12 protein-coding genes are annotated in these 18,124 nt (G+C 65.5%); 10 read left to right on the top strand and 2 right to left on the bottom strand.

Going from position 1 to position 18,124, the window contains the following annotated elements; all coding sequences use genetic code 11:
* Positions 1-218 precede the first annotated feature (218 nt).
* From KMZ68_RS13385 to KMZ68_RS13425, 9 genes are all read left to right on the top strand, one after another.
* Complete coding sequence (locus tag KMZ68_RS13385) at positions 219-5,426, top strand: alpha-2-macroglobulin family protein (protein WP_215611785.1); 5,208 nt, start codon at positions 219-221, stop codon at positions 5,424-5,426.
* The gene (pbpC, locus tag KMZ68_RS13390) at positions 5,423-7,537 is read left to right on the top strand and encodes a penicillin-binding protein 1C (RefSeq protein ID WP_215611786.1); all 2,115 of its coding nucleotides are present in this window, start codon (positions 5,423-5,425) and stop codon (positions 7,535-7,537) included. The genes KMZ68_RS13385 and pbpC overlap by 4 nt, the downstream gene beginning before the upstream one ends.
* A gap of 50 nt (positions 7,538-7,587) precedes the next feature.
* Positions 7,588-9,330, top strand: coding sequence for an ArnT family glycosyltransferase (locus KMZ68_RS13395; protein ID WP_215611787.1), 1,743 nt, complete (start codon positions 7,588-7,590; stop codon positions 9,328-9,330).
* A 1-nt stretch (position 9,331) separates the two neighbouring features.
* Complete coding sequence (locus tag KMZ68_RS13400) at positions 9,332-10,177, top strand: phosphatase PAP2 family protein (RefSeq protein WP_215611788.1); 846 nt, start codon at positions 9,332-9,334, stop codon at positions 10,175-10,177.
* A 158-nt stretch (positions 10,178-10,335) separates the two neighbouring features.
* Positions 10,336-11,064, top strand: coding sequence for a glycosyltransferase family 2 protein (locus KMZ68_RS13405; protein ID WP_371741327.1), 729 nt, complete (start codon positions 10,336-10,338; stop codon positions 11,062-11,064).
* A complete protein-coding gene (locus KMZ68_RS13410) occupies positions 11,057-11,380 on the top strand; it encodes a lipid-A-disaccharide synthase N-terminal domain-containing protein (RefSeq protein WP_215611790.1) in 324 nt (107 codons plus the stop codon). The genes KMZ68_RS13405 and KMZ68_RS13410 overlap by 8 nt, the downstream gene beginning before the upstream one ends.
* A 123-nt stretch (positions 11,381-11,503) precedes the next feature.
* Positions 11,504-12,580: an acyl-CoA dehydrogenase family protein gene (locus tag KMZ68_RS13415; protein WP_215611791.1), complete on the top strand. Its 1,077-nt coding sequence runs from the start codon at positions 11,504-11,506 to the stop codon at positions 12,578-12,580.
* Complete coding sequence (locus tag KMZ68_RS13420; RefSeq protein ID WP_215611792.1) at positions 12,580-13,527, top strand: AAA family ATPase; 948 nt, start codon at positions 12,580-12,582, stop codon at positions 13,525-13,527. Before KMZ68_RS13415 ends, KMZ68_RS13420 begins: the two co-directional genes overlap by 1 nt.
* Positions 13,527-14,894 carry a vWA domain-containing protein gene (locus KMZ68_RS13425; protein ID WP_215611793.1) on the top strand — a complete coding sequence of 456 codons (1,368 nt, stop codon included), beginning with the start codon at positions 13,527-13,529 and terminating at the stop codon, positions 14,892-14,894. Before KMZ68_RS13420 ends, KMZ68_RS13425 begins: the two co-directional genes overlap by 1 nt.
* 6 nt (positions 14,895-14,900) lie before the next feature.
* Here KMZ68_RS13425 and KMZ68_RS13430 read toward each other — a convergent pair whose 3' ends face one another.
* Positions 14,901-16,598 carry a Na/Pi cotransporter family protein gene (locus KMZ68_RS13430; protein WP_215611794.1) on the bottom strand — a complete coding sequence of 566 codons (1,698 nt, stop codon included), beginning with the start codon at positions 16,596-16,598 and terminating at the stop codon, positions 14,901-14,903.
* Positions 16,599-16,883: 285 nt separating this feature from the next.
* On the opposite strand from KMZ68_RS13430, the gene KMZ68_RS13435 reads away from it, so the two are divergent.
* Positions 16,884-17,048, top strand: coding sequence for a hypothetical protein (locus tag KMZ68_RS13435; RefSeq protein ID WP_215611795.1), 165 nt, complete (start codon positions 16,884-16,886; stop codon positions 17,046-17,048).
* Between the two features lie 165 nt (positions 17,049-17,213).
* Here KMZ68_RS13435 and KMZ68_RS13440 read toward each other — a convergent pair whose 3' ends face one another.
* Positions 17,214-18,002, bottom strand: a complete 789-nt coding sequence (locus KMZ68_RS13440) for a class I SAM-dependent methyltransferase (RefSeq protein ID WP_215611796.1) — start codon at positions 18,000-18,002, stop codon at positions 17,214-17,216.
* Positions 18,003-18,124: the final 122 nt, after the last annotated feature.

Below are 18,124 nucleotides of genomic sequence, written 5' to 3' on the forward strand. Positions count from 1 at the left end.
CTTTCAGGCGACATAGCCAAACGGTGGGCCGTTGCGCCTGGTCCGCCCTCAACGCAATGCTGCGCCGCAGCCGGCTCCCGGCTGCCGCCCAGAGGCTCGCTTCGCCCGATGCTTTATGCGGCTTTTTCGCTGATCCCATTCGCGGCCATCAGTCCGTCACCTTTTCGCGCACTTCTGTCCATTACGCGGCGTTTGTCCGCGGCCCAAGGAGCTCCATCATGATTGGTTTGGTTCGCGCCGCAGCCCTTTGCGCAACGCTGGCGCTTGGCCTGGTCACGGCGCAGGCGGCGGATAAGGCCTTCAAACGCGACGATCTGGCCGATTCGGCGGTCAAGCTGGAAGCCCAGATCAAGAGCGAAGCCGGAGCGGTGGCCAAGACCAACGCCACCCTGAAAACCGATGCCGATGCCGCCTTCAAGCGCAGCGATTTCCGCACCGGGCTGCAGATCCTCGGGCAAATCGCCGCCACGACCCCGGAGGACAGTGTCAACTGGCTGAAGTTGGCCCGGACCATTTTCCAGATCCGCTCCGCCAGCAGCAGCGAACAGACCTTCCTGCTGGAGCGCGCCTCGACCGCGGCCTATATCGCCTATCAGCGCGCCGGCAATGCCGGCGAAGAGGCCGACGCGCTCGCGGTGCTCGGCCGCGCGATGTCCGAACGCAAGCTGTGGCGCCCGGCGCTCGATAGCCTGCGGCTGTCGCTCGACCTGCGCGAAGTCGCCGAGGTGCGCGGCCAGTACGAGAAAATGCGCGACCAGCACGGCTTCCGGCTGCTCGATTACACCGTGGATTCCGACGCGGCCTCGCCGCGTGCCTGTTTCCAGTTCTCGGAAGAACTCGCCAAGCGCGTCGATTTCGCGCCATTCCTGGCGCTGGCAGGAAGCGACAAGCCGGCGCTGTCGGCGGAAGGCAAGCAGTTGTGTATCGACGGCCTCAAGCACGGCGAGCGCTACAACATCAATCTGCGCGCTGGGCTGCCGTCCACGGTCAAGGAAACCCTGCCGAAATCGGCCGAGTTCAACATCTATGTGCGCGACCGCAAGCCGTTCGTGCGCTTCACCGGGCGGGCCTATGTGTTGCCGCGCACCGGCCAGCGCGGCATCCCCGTGGTCAGCGTCAATACGCCTGCGGTGTCCGTCAATGTGTTCCGGATCGGCGACCGCAATCTGATCAACACCGTGATCGGCGCCGATTTCCAGCGGGCGCTCAGCAAATACGAACTCTCCGACCTCGGCGACGAGCGCGGCGTCAAGGTCTGGTCGGGGGAACTCGCCACCGCGACCACCCTCAATCAGGACGTCACGACAGCGTTCCCGGTCGACCAGGCCCTCGGTGACCTGCAGCCGGGCGTCTACGTCATGACCGCCGAAGCCAAAGGCCCGGGCAGCGACAGCGACGGCTCGCTGGCGACCCAGTGGTTCATCGTTTCCGACCTCGGCCTGACCGCATTCTCCGGCAATGACGGTATCCACGTCTTCGTCAATTCGCTGGCCTCGACCGAGCCGGTGGGCAAGGCCGAGGTACGGCTGGTGGCGCGCAACAACGAGATTCTCGCCACCCGCAAGACCGATGAGAGCGGCCATGTGCTGTTCGAGGCGGGGCTGGCGCGAGGCGAGGGCGGCCTTTCTCCGGCGATGCTGACGGTGTCAGGCGAGAAGGCCGACTATGCATTCCTCAGCCTGAAATCCAATGCCTTCGACCTGTCCGACCGCGGCGTTTCCGGCCGGGCGGTGCCCGCAGGCGCCGACGCCTTCGTCTACGCCGAGCGCGGCGTCTATCGCTCCAACGAGACGGTCTACCTCACCGCGCTGGTGCGCGACGGGCAGGGCAATGCCGTCACCGGCGGCCCGCTGACGCTGGTGATCGAACGCCCCGACGGCGTCGAATACCGCCGCGCCGTGTTGCCGGACCAGGGCGCCGGCGGCCGGTCCCTGGCCGTGCCGCTCAATTCCGCGGTCCCGACCGGGACCTGGCGGGCGCGCGCCTTTACCGATCCCAAGGGCGCTTCCGTGGGCGAAACCAGCTTCATGGTCGAGGATTACATCCCCGAACGGATCGAGTTCGAGCTGACCGGCAAGGAGAAACAGATCAAAGCTGAAGTTCCAGTGGAACTTAAGGTGGCCGGTCGTTTCCTTTATGGCGCGCCGGCTTCCGGCCTTCAGCTGGAAGGCGACATGCTGGTCGCGCCGGCGGCCTCGGGTCGTCCTGGCTATCCCGGCTATCAGTTCGGTGTCGCCGACGAGGAGACCTCCAGCAACGAGCGCACGCCGATCGAAAACCTGCCCGAGGCTGACGCCAATGGCATTGCGACCTTCCCGGTCAGCCTCGCCAAGCCGCCGTCATCGACGCGCCCGCAGGAAGCGCAGATATTCATCAGGATGACGGAGGCCGGCGGCCGCGCCGTCGAGCGCAAGCTGGTGTTGCCGGTGCAGCCCTCAACCGCGCTGATCGGGGTCAAGCCGCTGTTCGGCGACAAGAGCGTCGCCGAGGGTGACAAGGCCGAGTTCGACGTGGTGTTCGTCGCGCCCGACGGCAAGCAGCTCGCCCGCAGCGGCCTGCGCTATGAACTCCTGAAGATCGAATCCCGCTATCAATGGTACCGCCAGAATTCGTCCTGGGAGTACGAGCCGGTCAAATCGACCAAGCGGGTCGGTGACGGCGACCTCAACCTCGCCGCCGACAAGCCTGCGCGCGTGACGCTGCTGCCGCAGCCCGGCCGCTACCGCCTCGATGTCAAGTCCACCGAGGCCGACGGGCCGATCACGTCGGTGCAGTTCGATGTCGGCTGGTATTCCGATGGCAGCGCCGATACGCCGGACCTGCTGGAAACCTCGATCGACAAGCCGGAATACCAGTCCGGCGACACCATGGTGGTATCGGTCAACGCGCGCTCTTCCGGCAAGCTGACCATCAACGTGCTGGGCGACCGGCTGCTGACCACGCAAACCACTGACGTCAAGCAAGGCACCGCTCAGGTCAAGATTCCCGTCGGCAAGGACTGGGGCACCGGCGCCTATGTGGTGGCGACGCTGCGCCGTCCGCTCGAGGCCGCCGCACTGCGGATGCCCGGTCGCGCCATCGGGCTGAAATGGTTCAGCATCGACAAGAAGACCCGCACGCTTGCAGTCAACCTCTCGCCGCCGGCCCTGGTGCGGCCGGGAACCGCGCTGAAGATTCCGGTCAAGCTCGGCGGACTCAATCCCGGCGAGGACGCCAAGATCGTGGTCGCCGCCGTCGATGTCGGCATTCTCAATCTGACCAACTACAAGCCGCCGGCGCCCGACGATTACTATCTCGGCCAGCGCCGGATGACGTCTGAAATCCGCGACCTCTACGGGCAGCTGATCGACGGCATGCAGGGCACCCGCGGCCAGATCAGGACCGGCGGCGACTCCGCCGGCGCCGAGCTGCAGGGCAGCCCGCCGACGCAAAAGCCGCTGGCACTGTATTCCGGCATTGTCACGGTCGCCGCCGACGGCACGGCCATGATCAATTTCGAAATACCGGAGTTCGCCGGCACCGCACGGGTGATGGCGGTGGCGTGGACATCGACAAAGCTCGGCCGCGCCACGACAGATGTCACGATCCGCGATCCCGTGGTGCTGACGGCGACATTGCCGCGCTTCCTGCTCAATGGCGACAAGGGCACCATGAGTTTCGACCTCGACAACGTCGAGGGCGCGGCGGGCGACTACGCCATCAGCGTCAAGACCACAGGTCCGGTGAAAGTCACAGGCAATCCTGCCACCACCGTAAAACTCGCCGCCAAGCAGCGAACGTCGATGTCGCTGGCGCTCGATGCCGGCGGCGCCGGAACCGCGAACATCGATGTCGATATCAAGGGACCGAACGGGCTGACGCTGGCGCGGCACTATGCGCTCGACGTCAAGGCGGCGACGCAGATATTGGCGCGCCGCTCGATCCGCACGCTGGCCAAGGGCGAGAGCCTGACGCTGACGTCAGACATGTTCTCGGATCTGGTGCAGGGCACCGGCGGCGTGTCGCTGTCGGTCAGCCTGTCGACCGCGCTCGACGCCGCGACCATCCTGAAGGCGCTCGACCGCTATCCGCATGGCTGTTCGGAACAGATCACCAGCCGCGCGATGCCGCTGCTCTACGTCAACGATCTGGCGGCGGGCGCGCATCTGGCGATGGATAGCGCGGTCGATCAGCGCATCAGGGATGCGATCGACCGGCTGCTGGCGCGACAGGGCTCGAACGGTTCGTTCGGGCTGTGGTCGGCCGGTGGCGACGACGCCTGGCTCGACGCCTATGTCACGGACTTCCTGACCCGCGCCCGTGAAAAGGGATTTGCGGTGCCGGATGTGTCATTCAAGAGCGCGCTCGATCGCATCCGCAACTCCGTCGTCAACGCCAACGAGCCTGAAAAGGACGGCGGCCGCGACCTGGCCTACGGCCTCTACGTGCTCGCCCGCAACGGCGCAGCGCCGATCGGCGATCTGCGCTATCTCGCCGACACCAAGCTCGGCAACCTCGCCACCCCGATTGCAAAGTCGCAACTGGCGGCGGCGTTGGCGCTGGTCGGCGACAAGGGCAGGGCGGAGCGGGTCTATGCGGCTGCGCTCGAAAGCCTCGCGCCGAAGCCGGTGATCGAGTTCGGCCGGGTCGACTACGGCAGCGCCTTGCGCGATGCCGCGGCACTGGTTTCGCTCGCGAGCGAAGGCAATGCGCCGAAGGCGACCCTGACGCAGGCGGTTGCCCGGGTCGAGACCGCGCGCGGGCTGACGCCTTACACATCCACGCAAGAGAACGCCTGGCTGGTGCTGGCCTCGCGCGCTCTGGCCAGGGAAACCATGGCCCTCGACATCAACGGCGCGTCGGCCAAGACTGCGGTTTATCGCAGCTACAAGGCGGCGGAGGTGGCCGGCGGGCCGATCAAGATCACCAACACCGGCGATACCCCGGTACAGGCGGTGGTCGCTGTCTCCGGTTCGCCGATCACGCCGGAACCGGCGGCATCGAACGGCTTCAAGATCGAGCGCAATTACTTCACGCTCGACGGCAAGCCGGCCGACGTCTCGAAGGCCAAGCAGAACGATCGCTTCGCGGTGGTGTTGAAGATCACCGAGGCCAAGCCGGAATACGGTCACATCATGGTGGCAGATTATCTGCCGGCTGGCTTCGAGATCGACAATCCGCATCTGGTGTCGTCGGGCGACACCGGCACGCTGGACTGGATCGAGGACGGTGAGGAGCCGGAAAATACCGAGTTCCGCGACGACCGCTTCACCGCAGCCATCGATCGCGCCAGCGACGACAAAGCGGTGTTCACGGTGGCCTATGTGGTCCGCGCGGTGTCGCCCGGCAAATATGTGCTGCCGCAGGCCTATGTCGAGGACATGTACAATCCCTCGCGCTACGGCCGCACCGGCACCGGCGCGATCGAGGTGCGTCCGGCAAAATGAGCGGAGAGACTGCCATAGTGCCGACGGCGCGACGCTGGCGGCGGATCAAGCTGGTCGCGGCGGCGTTGGCTGCGGCTTGCCTGATCCTCGCCGGCGCCTTCGCGGCATGGGTCGTCTCGCTCGGCCCCTTGCCGCTGCAGCAGGCCCGCCAGATTTCGGCGACGATCGTCGACCGCAACGGCAAGCTCTTGCGCGCCTATGCCATGGCTGACGGCCGCTGGCGGCTGCCGGTCGACGCGCGAACCGGCGTCGATCCGTCCTATCTCAAGCTGCTGCTGGCTTATGAAGACCGGCGTTTCTATTCGCACCATGGCGTCGACCCGCAGGCATTGGGCCGCGCCGCGCTCCAGTTCGTCACCCACGGTCGCATCGTCTCCGGCGGCTCGACCATCACGATGCAGCTGGCGCGGCTGATCGAGCCGCGCCGCGAGCGCTCGGTCCATGCCAAGCTGCGCCAGATGGTCCGCGCGGTCCAGATCGAGCGCCAACTGACCAAGGGCCAGATCCTCGATCTCTATCTGGCGCTGGCGCCGTTCGGCGGCAATCTCGAGGGCGTCCGCGCCGCCTCGATTGCCTATTTCGGCAAGGAGCCGAAACGGCTGTCGCTGGCGGAATCGGCGCTGCTGGTGGCGCTGCCGCAATCGCCGGAAACCCGCCGCCTCGATCGTCACCCCGACGTCGCGCGGACAGCCCGCGACCGCGTGCTCGACCGCATGGTTGAGGACGGCCGCCTGCCGGCGGAGGAAGCGGCTCAGGCGAAGGCGGTTGCGGTGCCAAGGCTGCGCAAGCCGATGCCGATACTCGCACCGCATTCCGCCGATCAGGCCATCGCCACGGTGAAGGATGCGCCGGTGATCCGGCTGACGGTGGATTCCGGGTTGCAGAAGGTGCTGGAAGCGCTGGCGCGCGACCGCGCGGCCGCGCTCGGTCCGAACATATCCGTGGCGATCGTCGCGGTCGACAATGAGAGCGGCGACGTGCTGGCGCATGTCGGCTCCCCCGATTATTTCGACGACCGCCGCGCCGGACAGGTCGATATGACCCGCGCGGTGCGCTCGCCCGGGTCGACCCTGAAACCGTTCATCTACGGTCTCGCCTTCGAAGACGGCTTTGTCCATCCGGAAAGCCTGATCGACGACCGGCCGATCCGGTTCGGCTCCTATGCACCGGAAAATTTCGACATGACCTTTCAGGGCACGGTGCCGGTGCGCAAGGCGCTGCAGCTGTCGCTCAACGTGCCGGCGATCGCCTTGCTGGATCGCGTCGGCTCGAGCCGGCTGTCGTCGCGGCTGAAGCAGGCCGGCGCCAATCTGGTGCTGCCGAAGGACGAGGCGCCGGGCCTCGCCATGGGCCTCGGCGGCGTCGGCGTCACGCTGCAGGATCTGGTGCAGCTCTATTCGGGGCTGGCACGGCTCGGCCATACGCGGCCGCTGCGCGAGATCGTGAAGGCAACGGACGACGTGCGGGAGCCGCTGCGCCTGATGGATCAGGTTGCGGCCTGGCAGGTCGGCAACGTGCTGATCGGTACGCCGCCGCCGGAAAATGCCGCGCACAATCGGATCGCGTTCAAGACCGGCACCAGCTACGGCTATCGCGATGCCTGGTCGGTCGGCTTCGACGGCCGCACCACCATTGGGGTCTGGGTCGGACGGCCTGACGGTGCGCCGGTGCCGGGTCTGGTCGGGCGCACCGCGGCAGCACCGATCCTGTTCGATGCCTTCGCCCGCACCGGGAAATTGCCGGCAGCCCTGCCGAAGCCGCCCAAGGGTGCGCTGCTGGCCAGCAATGCCAAGCTGCCGCTGCCGCTGCGCCGGTTCCGCCCGGCCGGGGAACTGGTGCGCACCGGCAGCGATCAGGCCCCGCGCATCCAGTTTCCTCTTAACGGATCGCGGATCGATGTCGATCGCTCGGCCGGCAGTCAGTTCGCGGCGATGCCGGTGAAGGTCGCCGGCGGCGTGCTTCCGATGACCATGCTGGTCAACGGCGTCTCGGTGGGCGAATTCGACGGCCGCCGCCAGCGGCTGGTCGATCCGCCCGGGCCGGGCTTTGCCCGACTGACCGTGATCGACGCTGTGGGCGCCGCGGACACAGTTGTCATCAGAATTCAATAGAGGACACCTAACCGGTTGTAGCGATAGCGGTTTCGGCGTATGCGGAACCAATGGTCGAGACCCATGCCCGTCCCCGATTTGGAGAGCCGCGCGAGCCGAAGAACCGGGCAAATCCGGGTAGCCGGCTTGCCAGCGTCATTGACCTCGTGGCGGCCAGCCACGTCCGCGCGGCGGCCTTCCTGCTGGTCTGCGGCCTGATCCTGTTTCTGCCCGGCTTTTTCAACATCCCGCCGATCGATCGCGACGAGGCGCGGTTCGCGCAGGCGACCAAGCAAATGGTCGAAAGCGGCGATTTCGTCGACATCCGCTTCCAGGACGATGTCCGCTACAAGAAACCGGTCGGCATCTACTGGTTGCAGGCGGCCGTGGTCGAAACCGCCTCGGCGCTGGGCTTGCCGCGCGCGCAGCTGAGGATCTGGCTGTACCGCGTGCCGTCCCTGATCGGCGCCATCGGCGCGGTGCTGCTGACCTACTGGACCGCGCTGGCGTTCGTGACGCGGCGCGGCGCCATCTTCGCCGGTTTGATCATGTGCAGTTCGGTGCTGCTCGGCGCCGAGGCGCGGCTCGCCAAGACCGATGCCATGCTGCTGCTCACGGTGGTGGCGGCGATGGGAGCGCTGGCGCGGGTCTATCTGTCATGGCAGCGCGGCGAGGACCCCGAGCGCCCGCCATGGTCCTGGCCCGCGATCTTCTGGACCGCGCTGGCCGGCGGCATCCTGCTCAAGGGCCCGTTGATCCTGATGTTCGTCGCGCTGACGATCGTCACGCTGGCGATCCTCGACCGCTCGGCGGCCTGGCTGTGGCGGCTGCGCCCGGTCTGGGGCCTGATGTGGATGCTGGTGCTGGTGCTGCCGTGGTTCGTCGCGATCTTCTGGCGCGCGGGCGAGACGTTCTTCACCGATTCAATCGGCGGTGACATGCTCGCGAAATTCGCCGCGCAGGAATCCCACGGCGCGCCGCCCGGCCTTTATCTGCTGCTGTTCTGGGTGACGTTCTGGCCCGGTGCTGCGCTGGCGGGCATGGCGGCGCCGGCGGTGTGGCGGGCGAGGCGGGAGCCGGGCGCGCAGTATCTGCTGGCGTGGCTGATCCCGTCGTGGATCGTGTTCGAACTGGTGCTGACCAAACTGCCGCATTACGTCCTGCCGCTCTATCCGGCGATCGCGATCCTCACCGTCGGCGCGCTGGAGCGCAGGGTGCTGTCGCGATCATGGCTGATGCGCGGCGCCGCCTGGTGGTTCGTGATTCCGGCCGGCGGGTCAGTCATTGCCGTGGTCGGTGCGATTGCGCTGACGCGCCAGCCGGTGTTCCTGGCGTGGCCGTTCATTGCGGCGGCGCTGATCTTCGGGCTGTTCGCGTGGTGGCTGTATGAGGACGGCCGCGCCGAGCGTTCGCTGTTGAACGCGGTGGTGTCGGCGATGTTCCTGGCGATGGCGGTCTACGGCATCGTGCTGCCGTCATTGAAGCCGCTGTTCCCGAGCGCCGAGATTGCCCGTGCACTGCGCAATGTCGTCTGCGTCGGACCGAAGGCCGCCGCCGCCGGTTTTCACGAGCCGAGCCTGGTCTTCATGAACGGCACCTCGACGCTTCTGACCGATGGATCGGGGGCTGCGGATTTCCTGAAGCAGGGCAGTTGCCGCTTCGCACTGGTGGAGGCGCGCTCGGAGCGTGGCTTTGCAGCGCGCGCCGAAGCCATTGGGCTGCGCTACAACGTGGCCACCCGCATCGACGGCTACAACATCTCGCAGGGCAGGGCGATTTCGATCGCGATCTTCCGCTCCGAAGGAACGGAATAGGATGTCCGCCAGGGCCGGTAACGGCGAATACTCGAATTACTTTTCTCGCTTCTTTACGATCGCAGGGCGGTCGCTGGCGCAGCTCGTGCGCTCGCCGTCGCATTCGCGCCGCGCCGAGGCGGCGCGGCGATCGGCGCGCCACGTCCTGCTGCTCACCGCCATTCTCAGTGCGGCGATCATTGCGCTGATGTACGCGCTGGATGCGCGCGAGATCGCACTGATGCCGCCGCGCGGCACCGCCAGCCTTTGGCCGATCCGCATCCTGACCGATTTCGGCAAAGCCGCCTATGTGCTGTGGGCGCTGGCAGGCCTGCTATTGGTCGTTGCGATTGTTTCCGCAGCGCTGCGCGGCAATTCGCGATCCCTGCTGCTCGGTCTCGGCACCCGTCTGCAATTTGTGTTCTTCGCGGTGCTGGTGCCGGTCCTCGTCGGCGACGTTTTCAAATGGATCGTCGGGCGCGGGCGGCCGTTCGTCGGCGGCGAGGCCAATGTCTTCAACTTCAGGCATTTCGGCGGCACTGAAGCCTTCGCCAGCTTTCCCTCCGGTCATGCCGTCACGAGCTTCGCGCTGGCGTTCGCGATTTCCGCGCTGTGGCCGCAGGCGCGCCTGGTGATGATCGTGTACGCGATCGCTATCGCGCTCAGCCGCCTCGTGCTGCTGGCCCATCACCCGAGCGACGTGGTGGCCGGCGCACTGGTCGGCCTGATCGGTGCGATGGCCGTGCGTTACTGGTTCGCCGCGCGCCGGCTCGGTTTTGCCATCCGCCATGACGGGGCCATCGTGCCGCTTCCGGGACCCTCGCTGGGGCATCTCAAAAGGGTTGCCTGCGGGCCGTTCGCCCCATAAGAAGCGGACGTTGCCGTAGCGTTTTCAAGCGAAGTGGACACCGGTTCGCGTGAAGAAAACGCGTCAAGACATCATGGGTCGGCACCGGGCGCAGCGGTTCCGGCTGCACGCCAATTCCAACGACGAGCGTCGATTTGCCTTCATCTGACCCGACAGAAGTGGCCGTTTCCATCGTTGTTCCCGTGCGCAACGAGGCCGAGAACGTGGCGCCGCTGATCGCGGAAATCGCCGCTGCGCTCGATGGTCGATGGACCTACGAGATCATCTACGTCAATGACGGCTCGACCGATGCGACCGCCGACCGGCTCGCCGCGCTCATGAAGGCGCGCGCAAACCTGCGGCAGATCCGGCATGCGAATTCGGCCGGGCAATCGGCGGCGGTGCGCAGCGGAGTCCGCGCTGCGCGCGGCGCCGTCGTGGCGACGCTCGACGGTGACGGCCAGAACAATCCGGCGTTCCTGCCGGACCTGATTTCGGCGATCGAAAAGGGCGGCGACCGCATAGGCCTGGTTGCCGGCCAGCGGGTCGGACGCAAGGACACCGGTTTCAAGAAGATGCAGTCGCGCATTGCTAATGGCGTGCGCAATGCGATCCTGCGCGACGGCACCCGCGACACCGGCTGCGGCCTGAAGGCGTTCCGCCGCGACGTGTTCCTGATGATGCCGTATTTCGACGGGCTGCATCGGTTTTTGCCGGCGCTGGTGCGCCGCGAGGGCTATGAGATCGCCTATGTCGACGTGATCGACCGGCCGCGCCATTCCGGCGTGTCAAATTACGGCTTCTTCGATCGGCTATGGATCGGGATCATGGATCTCGCCGGCGTGTGGTGGCTGATCCGCCGCAAGAAACCGACACCTGTTGCGACCGAGGTGACAAGTCATGACTGACCTGTTCAACACACTCGCTGCCTACCTTCATGACGTATTCATCATCAAGTTCGACGGCTGGGTCATCCTGGGATTTGTCGCGCAGGCATTCTTCACCATGCGCTTCGTGGTGCAATGGATCGCCTCCGAGCGCGCGCGCAAGAGCGTGATCCCGGTGGCGTTCTGGTTCTTTTCGATCGGCGGCGGCGTGCTGCTGCTGGTCTACGCGCTGTATCGCCGCGATCCGGTCTTCATCGCAGGACAGGCGCTCGGGCTCGTGGTCTATGTCCGCAATCTGTATTTCATCATCGTCAACGGACGGCAGGCATCCAGCTAGGATTGAGCGTTGCGTCCAGCGCCGGACTGCGTGCCAAAAATGAACTCGCGAGCGGCAGCCGACTACTCTAAAAGCGTTCCGATGTCGCGAAAGGCGCGCGTTGGAATCCGGGTCGTTGATGAGATGCCGCAGAATTCGAGTCTCGAAATCGCTCGCCGCGTCGATCGCTGGTGGGAAAGCGCCGGGCGCAACGTCCTGACCGACCCGTTCGGAGCGATGGCGCAAGCGGGCCTGTTCCAGATCGGCCTTCCCGGCGCGGGCGCAGCGCTCGACAGCTACCGCGCGATCGCAGCCGCCGAGCAGGCCATTGCCGCGAAAACCGGACTGTTGGGCCTCGCGAGCGCGTTCGCTGCGCGGCAGATGACGGCCCGATTTTTCATTGCGGGTTTTGCCGATGGCGATCAGCGCGCCGCGTGGCTGCCGCGCATTGCGGCCGGCGAGGCCTGCACGGCGATCGCGATCTCCGAGCCTGGCGCCGGCGCGCATCCGAAGCTTCTGAAGACGACGGCAAAATCCCGCGGCGCGGGATTTGTTCTTAGCGGCGGCAAGGCCTGGGTCACCAATGGCCCGGTCGCGGATCTGTTTCTGGTGCTGGCCGTGACCGCGATCGAGGATGGACGCAAGCGATACGGGTTGTTCCTGGTCCCGAAAGGGACCGCCGGCCTCAGCGTCGAGCCGATGGCGGCGCTGGATACGTTGGCGCCGGCCTCGCATTGCGAACTGGAGCTCGACGGCTGCGAGGTGCCGGCGACGGCGCAGATCGGCAAGATGGATGATGCCTATCCGGCGATGGCATTGCCGTTTCGCGATGTCGAGGATACCGTCGGCACCGCCAACGTTTCCGGGCTCTTGAGCTGGCTGCTGGAGAAGACCGCCGCCCAGATCGAGCGCACCGAAGACAATGCCTTGCGGCTCGGCCGTGTCGCGGGCCTGGTGTCGCTGGTTCACGCGGCGAGCCGGCTCGCGGTGGAAGCCCTCGACGGCAAAGGCCAGGAGGCGCCGGCGCGGATCATCGGCGTGCGGCTCCTGGCCCGCGACATCGTCGGCGAGATCCGTGAACTGTTGGCGCAGGGTCGACGGCAAGACGAAGCGATCGAGGGCGCACTTGCCGCGTTCGATCTGTTGGCCTCGGTCGCGCGCGAGCCGCGCAAGGTGCGCCAGATCAGGCTTGGAAATTCCATAGGAAGCGAGAGACAATAATGAACAACCATCTGCCGGCGGACTCGATCGAAGCCGTCACCCGTGGACTGGCGTCGGCGGGCTATATCGCCAGCAAGCAGATCGCGACCGCGGTCTACCTGGCCGAGCGCATCGAGAAACCGATCCTGGTGGAGGGACCGGCCGGCGTCGGCAAGACCGAGCTGGCGAAGGCGCTTGCGGCATGGCGGGGGCTCAAGATGATCCGCATGCAGTGCTACGAAGGGCTCGACGAGGCCAAGGCGCTGTATGAATGGAAATACGCCAAGCAGCTGCTCTACACCCAGATCCTGAAGGACAAGCTCGGCGAAGTGCTCGGCGGCGCCGATACGCTGGCGGCAGCGCTCGGCAAGCTGCACGATTTCGGCGACGTGTTCTTCTCCAAGGAGTTCGTCGAGCCGCGTCCATTGCTGCAGGCGCTGGAGCAAGCCAAGGGCTGCGTGCTGCTTGTCGACGAGATCGACAAGTCGGATGCTGAATTCGAATCCCTGCTGCTCGAAATTCTCAGCGACTATCAGGTCAGTATTCCCGAACTCGGCACCGTCGCGGCGGTCGTAAAGCCGACGGTGATCCTGACCTCAAATGGTGAGCGCGACCTTTCCGACGCGCTCAAGCGCCGCTGCCTGCATCTGCATATCGGTTTTCCCGAGCAGCGGCTGGAGGAGCGCATCGTCGAAAGCCGCGTCCCCGGCATCTCGGAAACCCTGCGCCGGCAGATCGTCGGCTTCATCAACCAGGTCCGCGCGCTGGATCTGAAGAAGCTGCCCTCGGTCAGCGAAACCATCGACTGGGCGCGCGTGCTGGTGCTGCTGCAAGCGTCGGAACTGGATCATGAGACCGTCAAGGACACCCTCAACGTGCTCCTGAAATACGAGGCCGACATCGAGACCACGCTGCCCCAGGTGGCGAGTTTCGTCGCCAAGGCCGGCCGGCAGGGCGTGTTCGGCTGATGCGCGAGGAACTGCATCGTTTCTTCCGGGCGGCTCGCGGAGCCGGCGTTCGGGTATCGCCCGCGGAAAGCATCGATGCGATGAAGGCGGTGGCCGATGTCGGATTTGGCGACCGCGGCATTCTGCGTGACACGCTGCTGCTGACGCTGGCCAAGAGCCAGGATGAAAAGCAGGCGCTGGCCGCGTGTTTCGATCTTTTCTTCAGCCAGCCCGAGGTGCCGGAGCAGGCCGCGCCGGAGGATGCCGACGAGCACAAAGCTGCGGGCTCGGCGGCAAACGAGAACGAGCCAGGCGGTCCGGGCGCGCCGGCGCCGGAGCTCGGCGAGTTGGCGCAGATGCTGATGTCGCGGGATCGCAACGCGATCGCGGCCGCCATGGCCGCCGCCGCCAATGCCGCCTCGTTGTCCGACATCCGCTATTTCACCCAGCGCGGCATCTTCTCGACCCGGATTCTCGAGCAACTCGGCATTGAACGGCTGCGCGACGACCTCGACGCGCTGACATCAGCCAATCCGGCGGAAGCCGAGCGGCTGGCGGCGGCGCTGCAGGGGCTGCGCGAGAACGTGCGGGAGGTCGTCAATCAGGCGCTCATGCTCTATGGACGCGAAGAGACCGAGAACCTGCGCAATGAAATCCTGCGCAACGCGCCGTTGGCCTGGCTCGAGCGCCGGCAGGTCGAGCAGATGAAGGCCCTGATTCGCGCCATCGCGCGGCGGCTGCGCGAGCGTTACAGCAAGCCGCGAAAGCGGCAGCGGCGCGGGCATCTCGACACCCGAAAGACGCTGCGACGCAACGCCGCCTGGGGGGGCGTCCCGTTCCTCACCTCCTGGAAACGCCGCCACCGCGACCGGCCGAAGATCGTGGCGATCTGCGACGTTTCCGGGTCGGTGGCGCAGGTGTCCGACTTCTTCCTGCTGCTGATCCACAGCCTGCACGAGGTGGTGGACGACGTGCGCTCGTTTGCGTTCTCCGGCCACCTCATCGAGGTCAGCGACATCCTCGACACCAAGACGCCGGAGGAGGCGATGAGCGAGATCATGTCGAAGGTCGGATTCGGCTCCTCCGACTATGGCGGCTCGTTCAGGGATTTCGAAAAGGATTTCATGCGGACGGTGACGCCGAAGACGACGGTGATCGTGCTCGGCGACGCCCGCACCAACAATCTCGATCCGCGCGCCGACATCCTTCGCACCATTTCGGAACGGGCCAAGCGGCTGGTCTGGCTCAACCCGGAGGGGCGGATGGCCTGGGGCTGGGGCGACTCCGAGATGCCGCGCTATGCCTCCTTCTGCAGCGTGGTGCGCCAGTGCGCTACTGCAAAACAGCTCGAGCGGGCGGTGTCCGACATCGTCGCGGCGTACCAGTAATACCGGCTACCGCGGCAAGGAGGGATGCGCTGCGGGTGAGGGCAGCGAGGCCGGATCGGGTTCCGCGCGCTGGCGGATGGGCAACTCGCCGGCGGCATCGAGCACGGGGTAGGCTACTGAACAGATATGCGAGTGGATGCGCCGAAGATCGCGCAGCACGTCGAGATGCAGCGACGTGGTTTCGATGCTCTCGGGCCGGCCTTCGCGCAGCCGGTCGAGATGACGTTCGGTGGCGGCCAGCTCGACATTGCGCAGATTCGATTTCTCCGCGAGCAGCTTGCGCGCTTCATTAACGTCGCCCGACATGAACACGCCGAACGCGATCCGCAGCGAATCCGTGGTCCGCTTGTGGAAGGCCGACAGTTCCTCGGCGCCTTCGGGCGAAAACTGGAACCTGCGCTTGATCTTCTTGGTCGCGAGTTCGCTCAGGTTCTTGTCGATGATGTCGCCCATGTGCTCGAGATTGATGGCGAAGGAAATGATCTCCATCGCCCGCTGCCCCTCGCGCTCGTCGAGACTGCCGCGCGTGAGCTTGGTCACGTAAAGCTTGATCGCCTCGTCGAGATTGTCGACGCTGTTGTCCATCCGGGACACTTCGTCGACCAGCGCGCGATCGTTGGTCATCATCGCGGCCATCACCTTGCGCAGCATGACCTCGACCAGATCGCCCATGTGCAGGGTCTCGCGCGCGGCGTCCGCCAGCGCGAGCGAAGGCGTCTCCAGCGCGCTCTCGTCGAGATAGCGCGGCCCCGACGGGTCGGTCTGCCGGATCCGGTCGGGGAGCAGCTTGTTCAGGAGCCTCGCCATGCCGTCGAGCAGGCCGATGAAGATGACCGCAGTCGCCACGTTGAAGGCGATATGGAATCCGGCCGTCAGCCTGGCGAGGTCGGGCTGCCACGCCTGCAGGATTTCGGTGATCGGACGCAGGAACGGCGCCACCAGCAGCACGCCAACCAGCCGGTTGATGAGATTGCCGACCGGGAGCCGGTAGCTCGCGGGGTTGTCGCGGTGCGCGCCTTCGAAAACCGGATTGATCGCGCTGCCGAGATTGGCGCCCAGCACCAGCGCCAGCGACGCCGCGGGCGAAATGAACTGTGCATAGGCCAGCGACATGATCAGCAGGACGCTGGCGACGCTGGAATGTACCGCCCAGGTGACGATGGCGCCGATTAGAATGCAGAGCACGGGGTCGCCGGTAATGGCGTTCATGAAGACGCGCATGCCGGGCGCGTTTTCCGCCGGCGCCAGCGTGTCGAGCAGGATATGCAGCGCCAGCAGCATCAGGCCGAGGCCGATAGAGACGCGGCCGACATCCTTGATGCGGGAGCGCGCGCCGCTGCGGAACGCGACCAGGCCGATGATGAAGAGAACCGGTGCCACCGCGGCGATGTTGAACGACAGGATCTGCACGATCAGCGTGGTGCCGACATTGGCGCCGAGCATGATCGCGAGCGCAGGCACCAGGCCGACCAGGCCTTCGGCGGTGAAGGAACTCGTAATCAGGGCGGTCGCGGTGCTGCTTTGCAGCAGCGCCGTGAGGCCGATGCCGGCGGCGAAAGCGGTGAAGCGGTTGCGCAGCGCCCTGGCCAGCAGCTGACGCAGATTGGGACCGAAGGCGCGCAGAATGCCGCTGTGGACCATATGCAGGCCCCACAGCAGCAACGCCACGCCGCCCATCAGGTCGAGAAGAACCACGCTTCCCATGCTCGTCTGCTCGTCAGGAATTGAATCGAAACCTCAGGCTATCGCTAAATACCCGCGGATCAATCGTTTTATTTGCGATTGGCTGTGGAAATGCGCCTGGAATCGCGCCTGCCGACCGGCTTTCGAGAGCCGCCGCGCGGTCCCGTGGACTCCTTCTGTTCACGGAGAACGAACGGAGTCCGCGAAAATGCGCTCGGGCGACTGGTTAAAGAATCGTCATTAACCCAAACCTTTTACAGACCGTAAACGGCTCCCTGACAACTTGGAGGTGTAGGGGAGGGCTCTATGGTCATTTATCCCGTGCCTGCAGCGGTGACGCAGGCCAAAGTCCAGCTTGTCATCGACGAGACTGCGAAGGCGCCGGCGACCGTCATCAACAGCGATGTGCAAGCCGTCATCGAGGTTCAGCGGCAGGCCGAGCAGGAGGCCCTGGTCGACGTCAAAGCATAGGGTCAGCCCTGCGGTCATTAACGGACGGGAATGACTGAACCGGTCGGCGACCGGGACTGCCACGTTACGGAAGTGACTTGTCGAGCTGCAGATGTCAGTTCAACGAAGCAAGGCGGACCTCGCGCGCGCGCGTCGACGTCCCGAAATGCCCCAGAACTGCTTCGGTTACTTTGGCTTGTAACCCTTTATCGCGTGCGCGCGTGCGCCATAGGTGATGCGCCCCCCAGCATCTGCGGGTAGGCGCGCGCATACCCGTCTCTTGAGCGTCTCGACGTCTGCGGATTCCATCGCGGCGACTGTGGGGCCGATCGAAGGAGCCTTCAGCTTGGTCATCCAGAAATCGTCAAAATCAGCGAAAGTCCGGTTTATTGCGATCTTCCGAGTCTCCACCGCCTCAAGACCGGCGCCGGTCCACAAGTCTCGCAGTGCTTCCATTCGAGACGCACCCATCTGCGGTGGCCGCGGGGGCGCAAGGCCCATCGCACGCATCTCGAGCAGGATTGGATCTAGGGGGAATCCGCCATCCAACATGTCCCACATGTAGGTCGCCACTGTGCCGCCCGGGCCAACCACCCGGACCATCTCGTCGACGCCTTTGGCGGGATCGGGAACGAACACAAGGACCAGCGCCATGACGGCTGCATCGAACCTGTCATCGGGAAAGGGAAGTGCCATGGCGTCGCCCTGGGAGAACTTTGCCAAGCGCGCCGCGGCTCTGGTGCGTGCAAAGGCGAGTTGCCCTTCGGACGGATCAATCCCTTGCACCTCCGCTGGGGCGCATCGCTCGATCAGCAACTCGGTGAAGGCTCCGTTGCCGCAGCCGACGTCGATCCATCTCAAGCCTGGGGGCGGAACCAGCCAATCGAGGAAGATGTCGCCGGCGAGCCGGCTCCAAATTCCCATCATTTGCTCATAGCCGGCGCCGTCCTCGAAGCGAATTTCCTGTTCGGCCATTTCCGACTTCCTGTGACGGCCATACCAACATCAGTAAGTCTATCGAGTTGAGGATACCCGTCTGTTTGCGTTTCCAGAAGCCGAAATACCGCTGGCGTCCATACTCGCGCTGCAGCATGGCA

This window comes from Bradyrhizobium sediminis, from assembly GCF_018736105.1.
Classification (GTDB): Bacteria; Pseudomonadota; Alphaproteobacteria; order Rhizobiales; family Xanthobacteraceae; genus Bradyrhizobium.

What these genes read in the sequence shown, in the direction of transcription:
- KMZ68_RS13385 (WP_215611785.1), top strand. Translation starts at nt 219, where the DNA reads ATGATTGGTTTGGTTCGCGCCGCAGCCCTTTGCGCAACGCTGGCGCTT.
- pbpC (WP_215611786.1), top strand. Translation starts at nt 5,423, where the DNA reads ATGAGCGGAGAGACTGCCATAGTGCCGACGGCGCGACGCTGGCGGCGG.
- KMZ68_RS13395 (WP_215611787.1), top strand. Translation starts at nt 7,588, where the DNA reads ATGGTCGAGACCCATGCCCGTCCCCGATTTGGAGAGCCGCGCGAGCCG.
- KMZ68_RS13400 (WP_215611788.1), top strand. Translation starts at nt 9,332, where the DNA reads ATGTCCGCCAGGGCCGGTAACGGCGAATACTCGAATTACTTTTCTCGC.
- KMZ68_RS13410 (WP_215611790.1), top strand. Translation starts at nt 11,057, where the DNA reads ATGACTGACCTGTTCAACACACTCGCTGCCTACCTTCATGACGTATTC.
- KMZ68_RS13415 (WP_215611791.1), top strand. Translation starts at nt 11,504, where the DNA reads ATGCCGCAGAATTCGAGTCTCGAAATCGCTCGCCGCGTCGATCGCTGG.
- KMZ68_RS13420 (WP_215611792.1), top strand. Translation starts at nt 12,580, where the DNA reads ATGAACAACCATCTGCCGGCGGACTCGATCGAAGCCGTCACCCGTGGA.
- KMZ68_RS13425 (WP_215611793.1), top strand. Translation starts at nt 13,527, where the DNA reads ATGCGCGAGGAACTGCATCGTTTCTTCCGGGCGGCTCGCGGAGCCGGC.
- KMZ68_RS13430 (WP_215611794.1), bottom strand. Translation starts at nt 16,598, where the DNA reads ATGGGAAGCGTGGTTCTTCTCGACCTGATGGGCGGCGTGGCGTTGCTG.
- KMZ68_RS13435 (WP_215611795.1), top strand. Translation starts at nt 16,884, where the DNA reads ATGGTCATTTATCCCGTGCCTGCAGCGGTGACGCAGGCCAAAGTCCAG.
- KMZ68_RS13440 (WP_215611796.1), bottom strand. Translation starts at nt 18,002, where the DNA reads ATGGCCGAACAGGAAATTCGCTTCGAGGACGGCGCCGGCTATGAGCAA.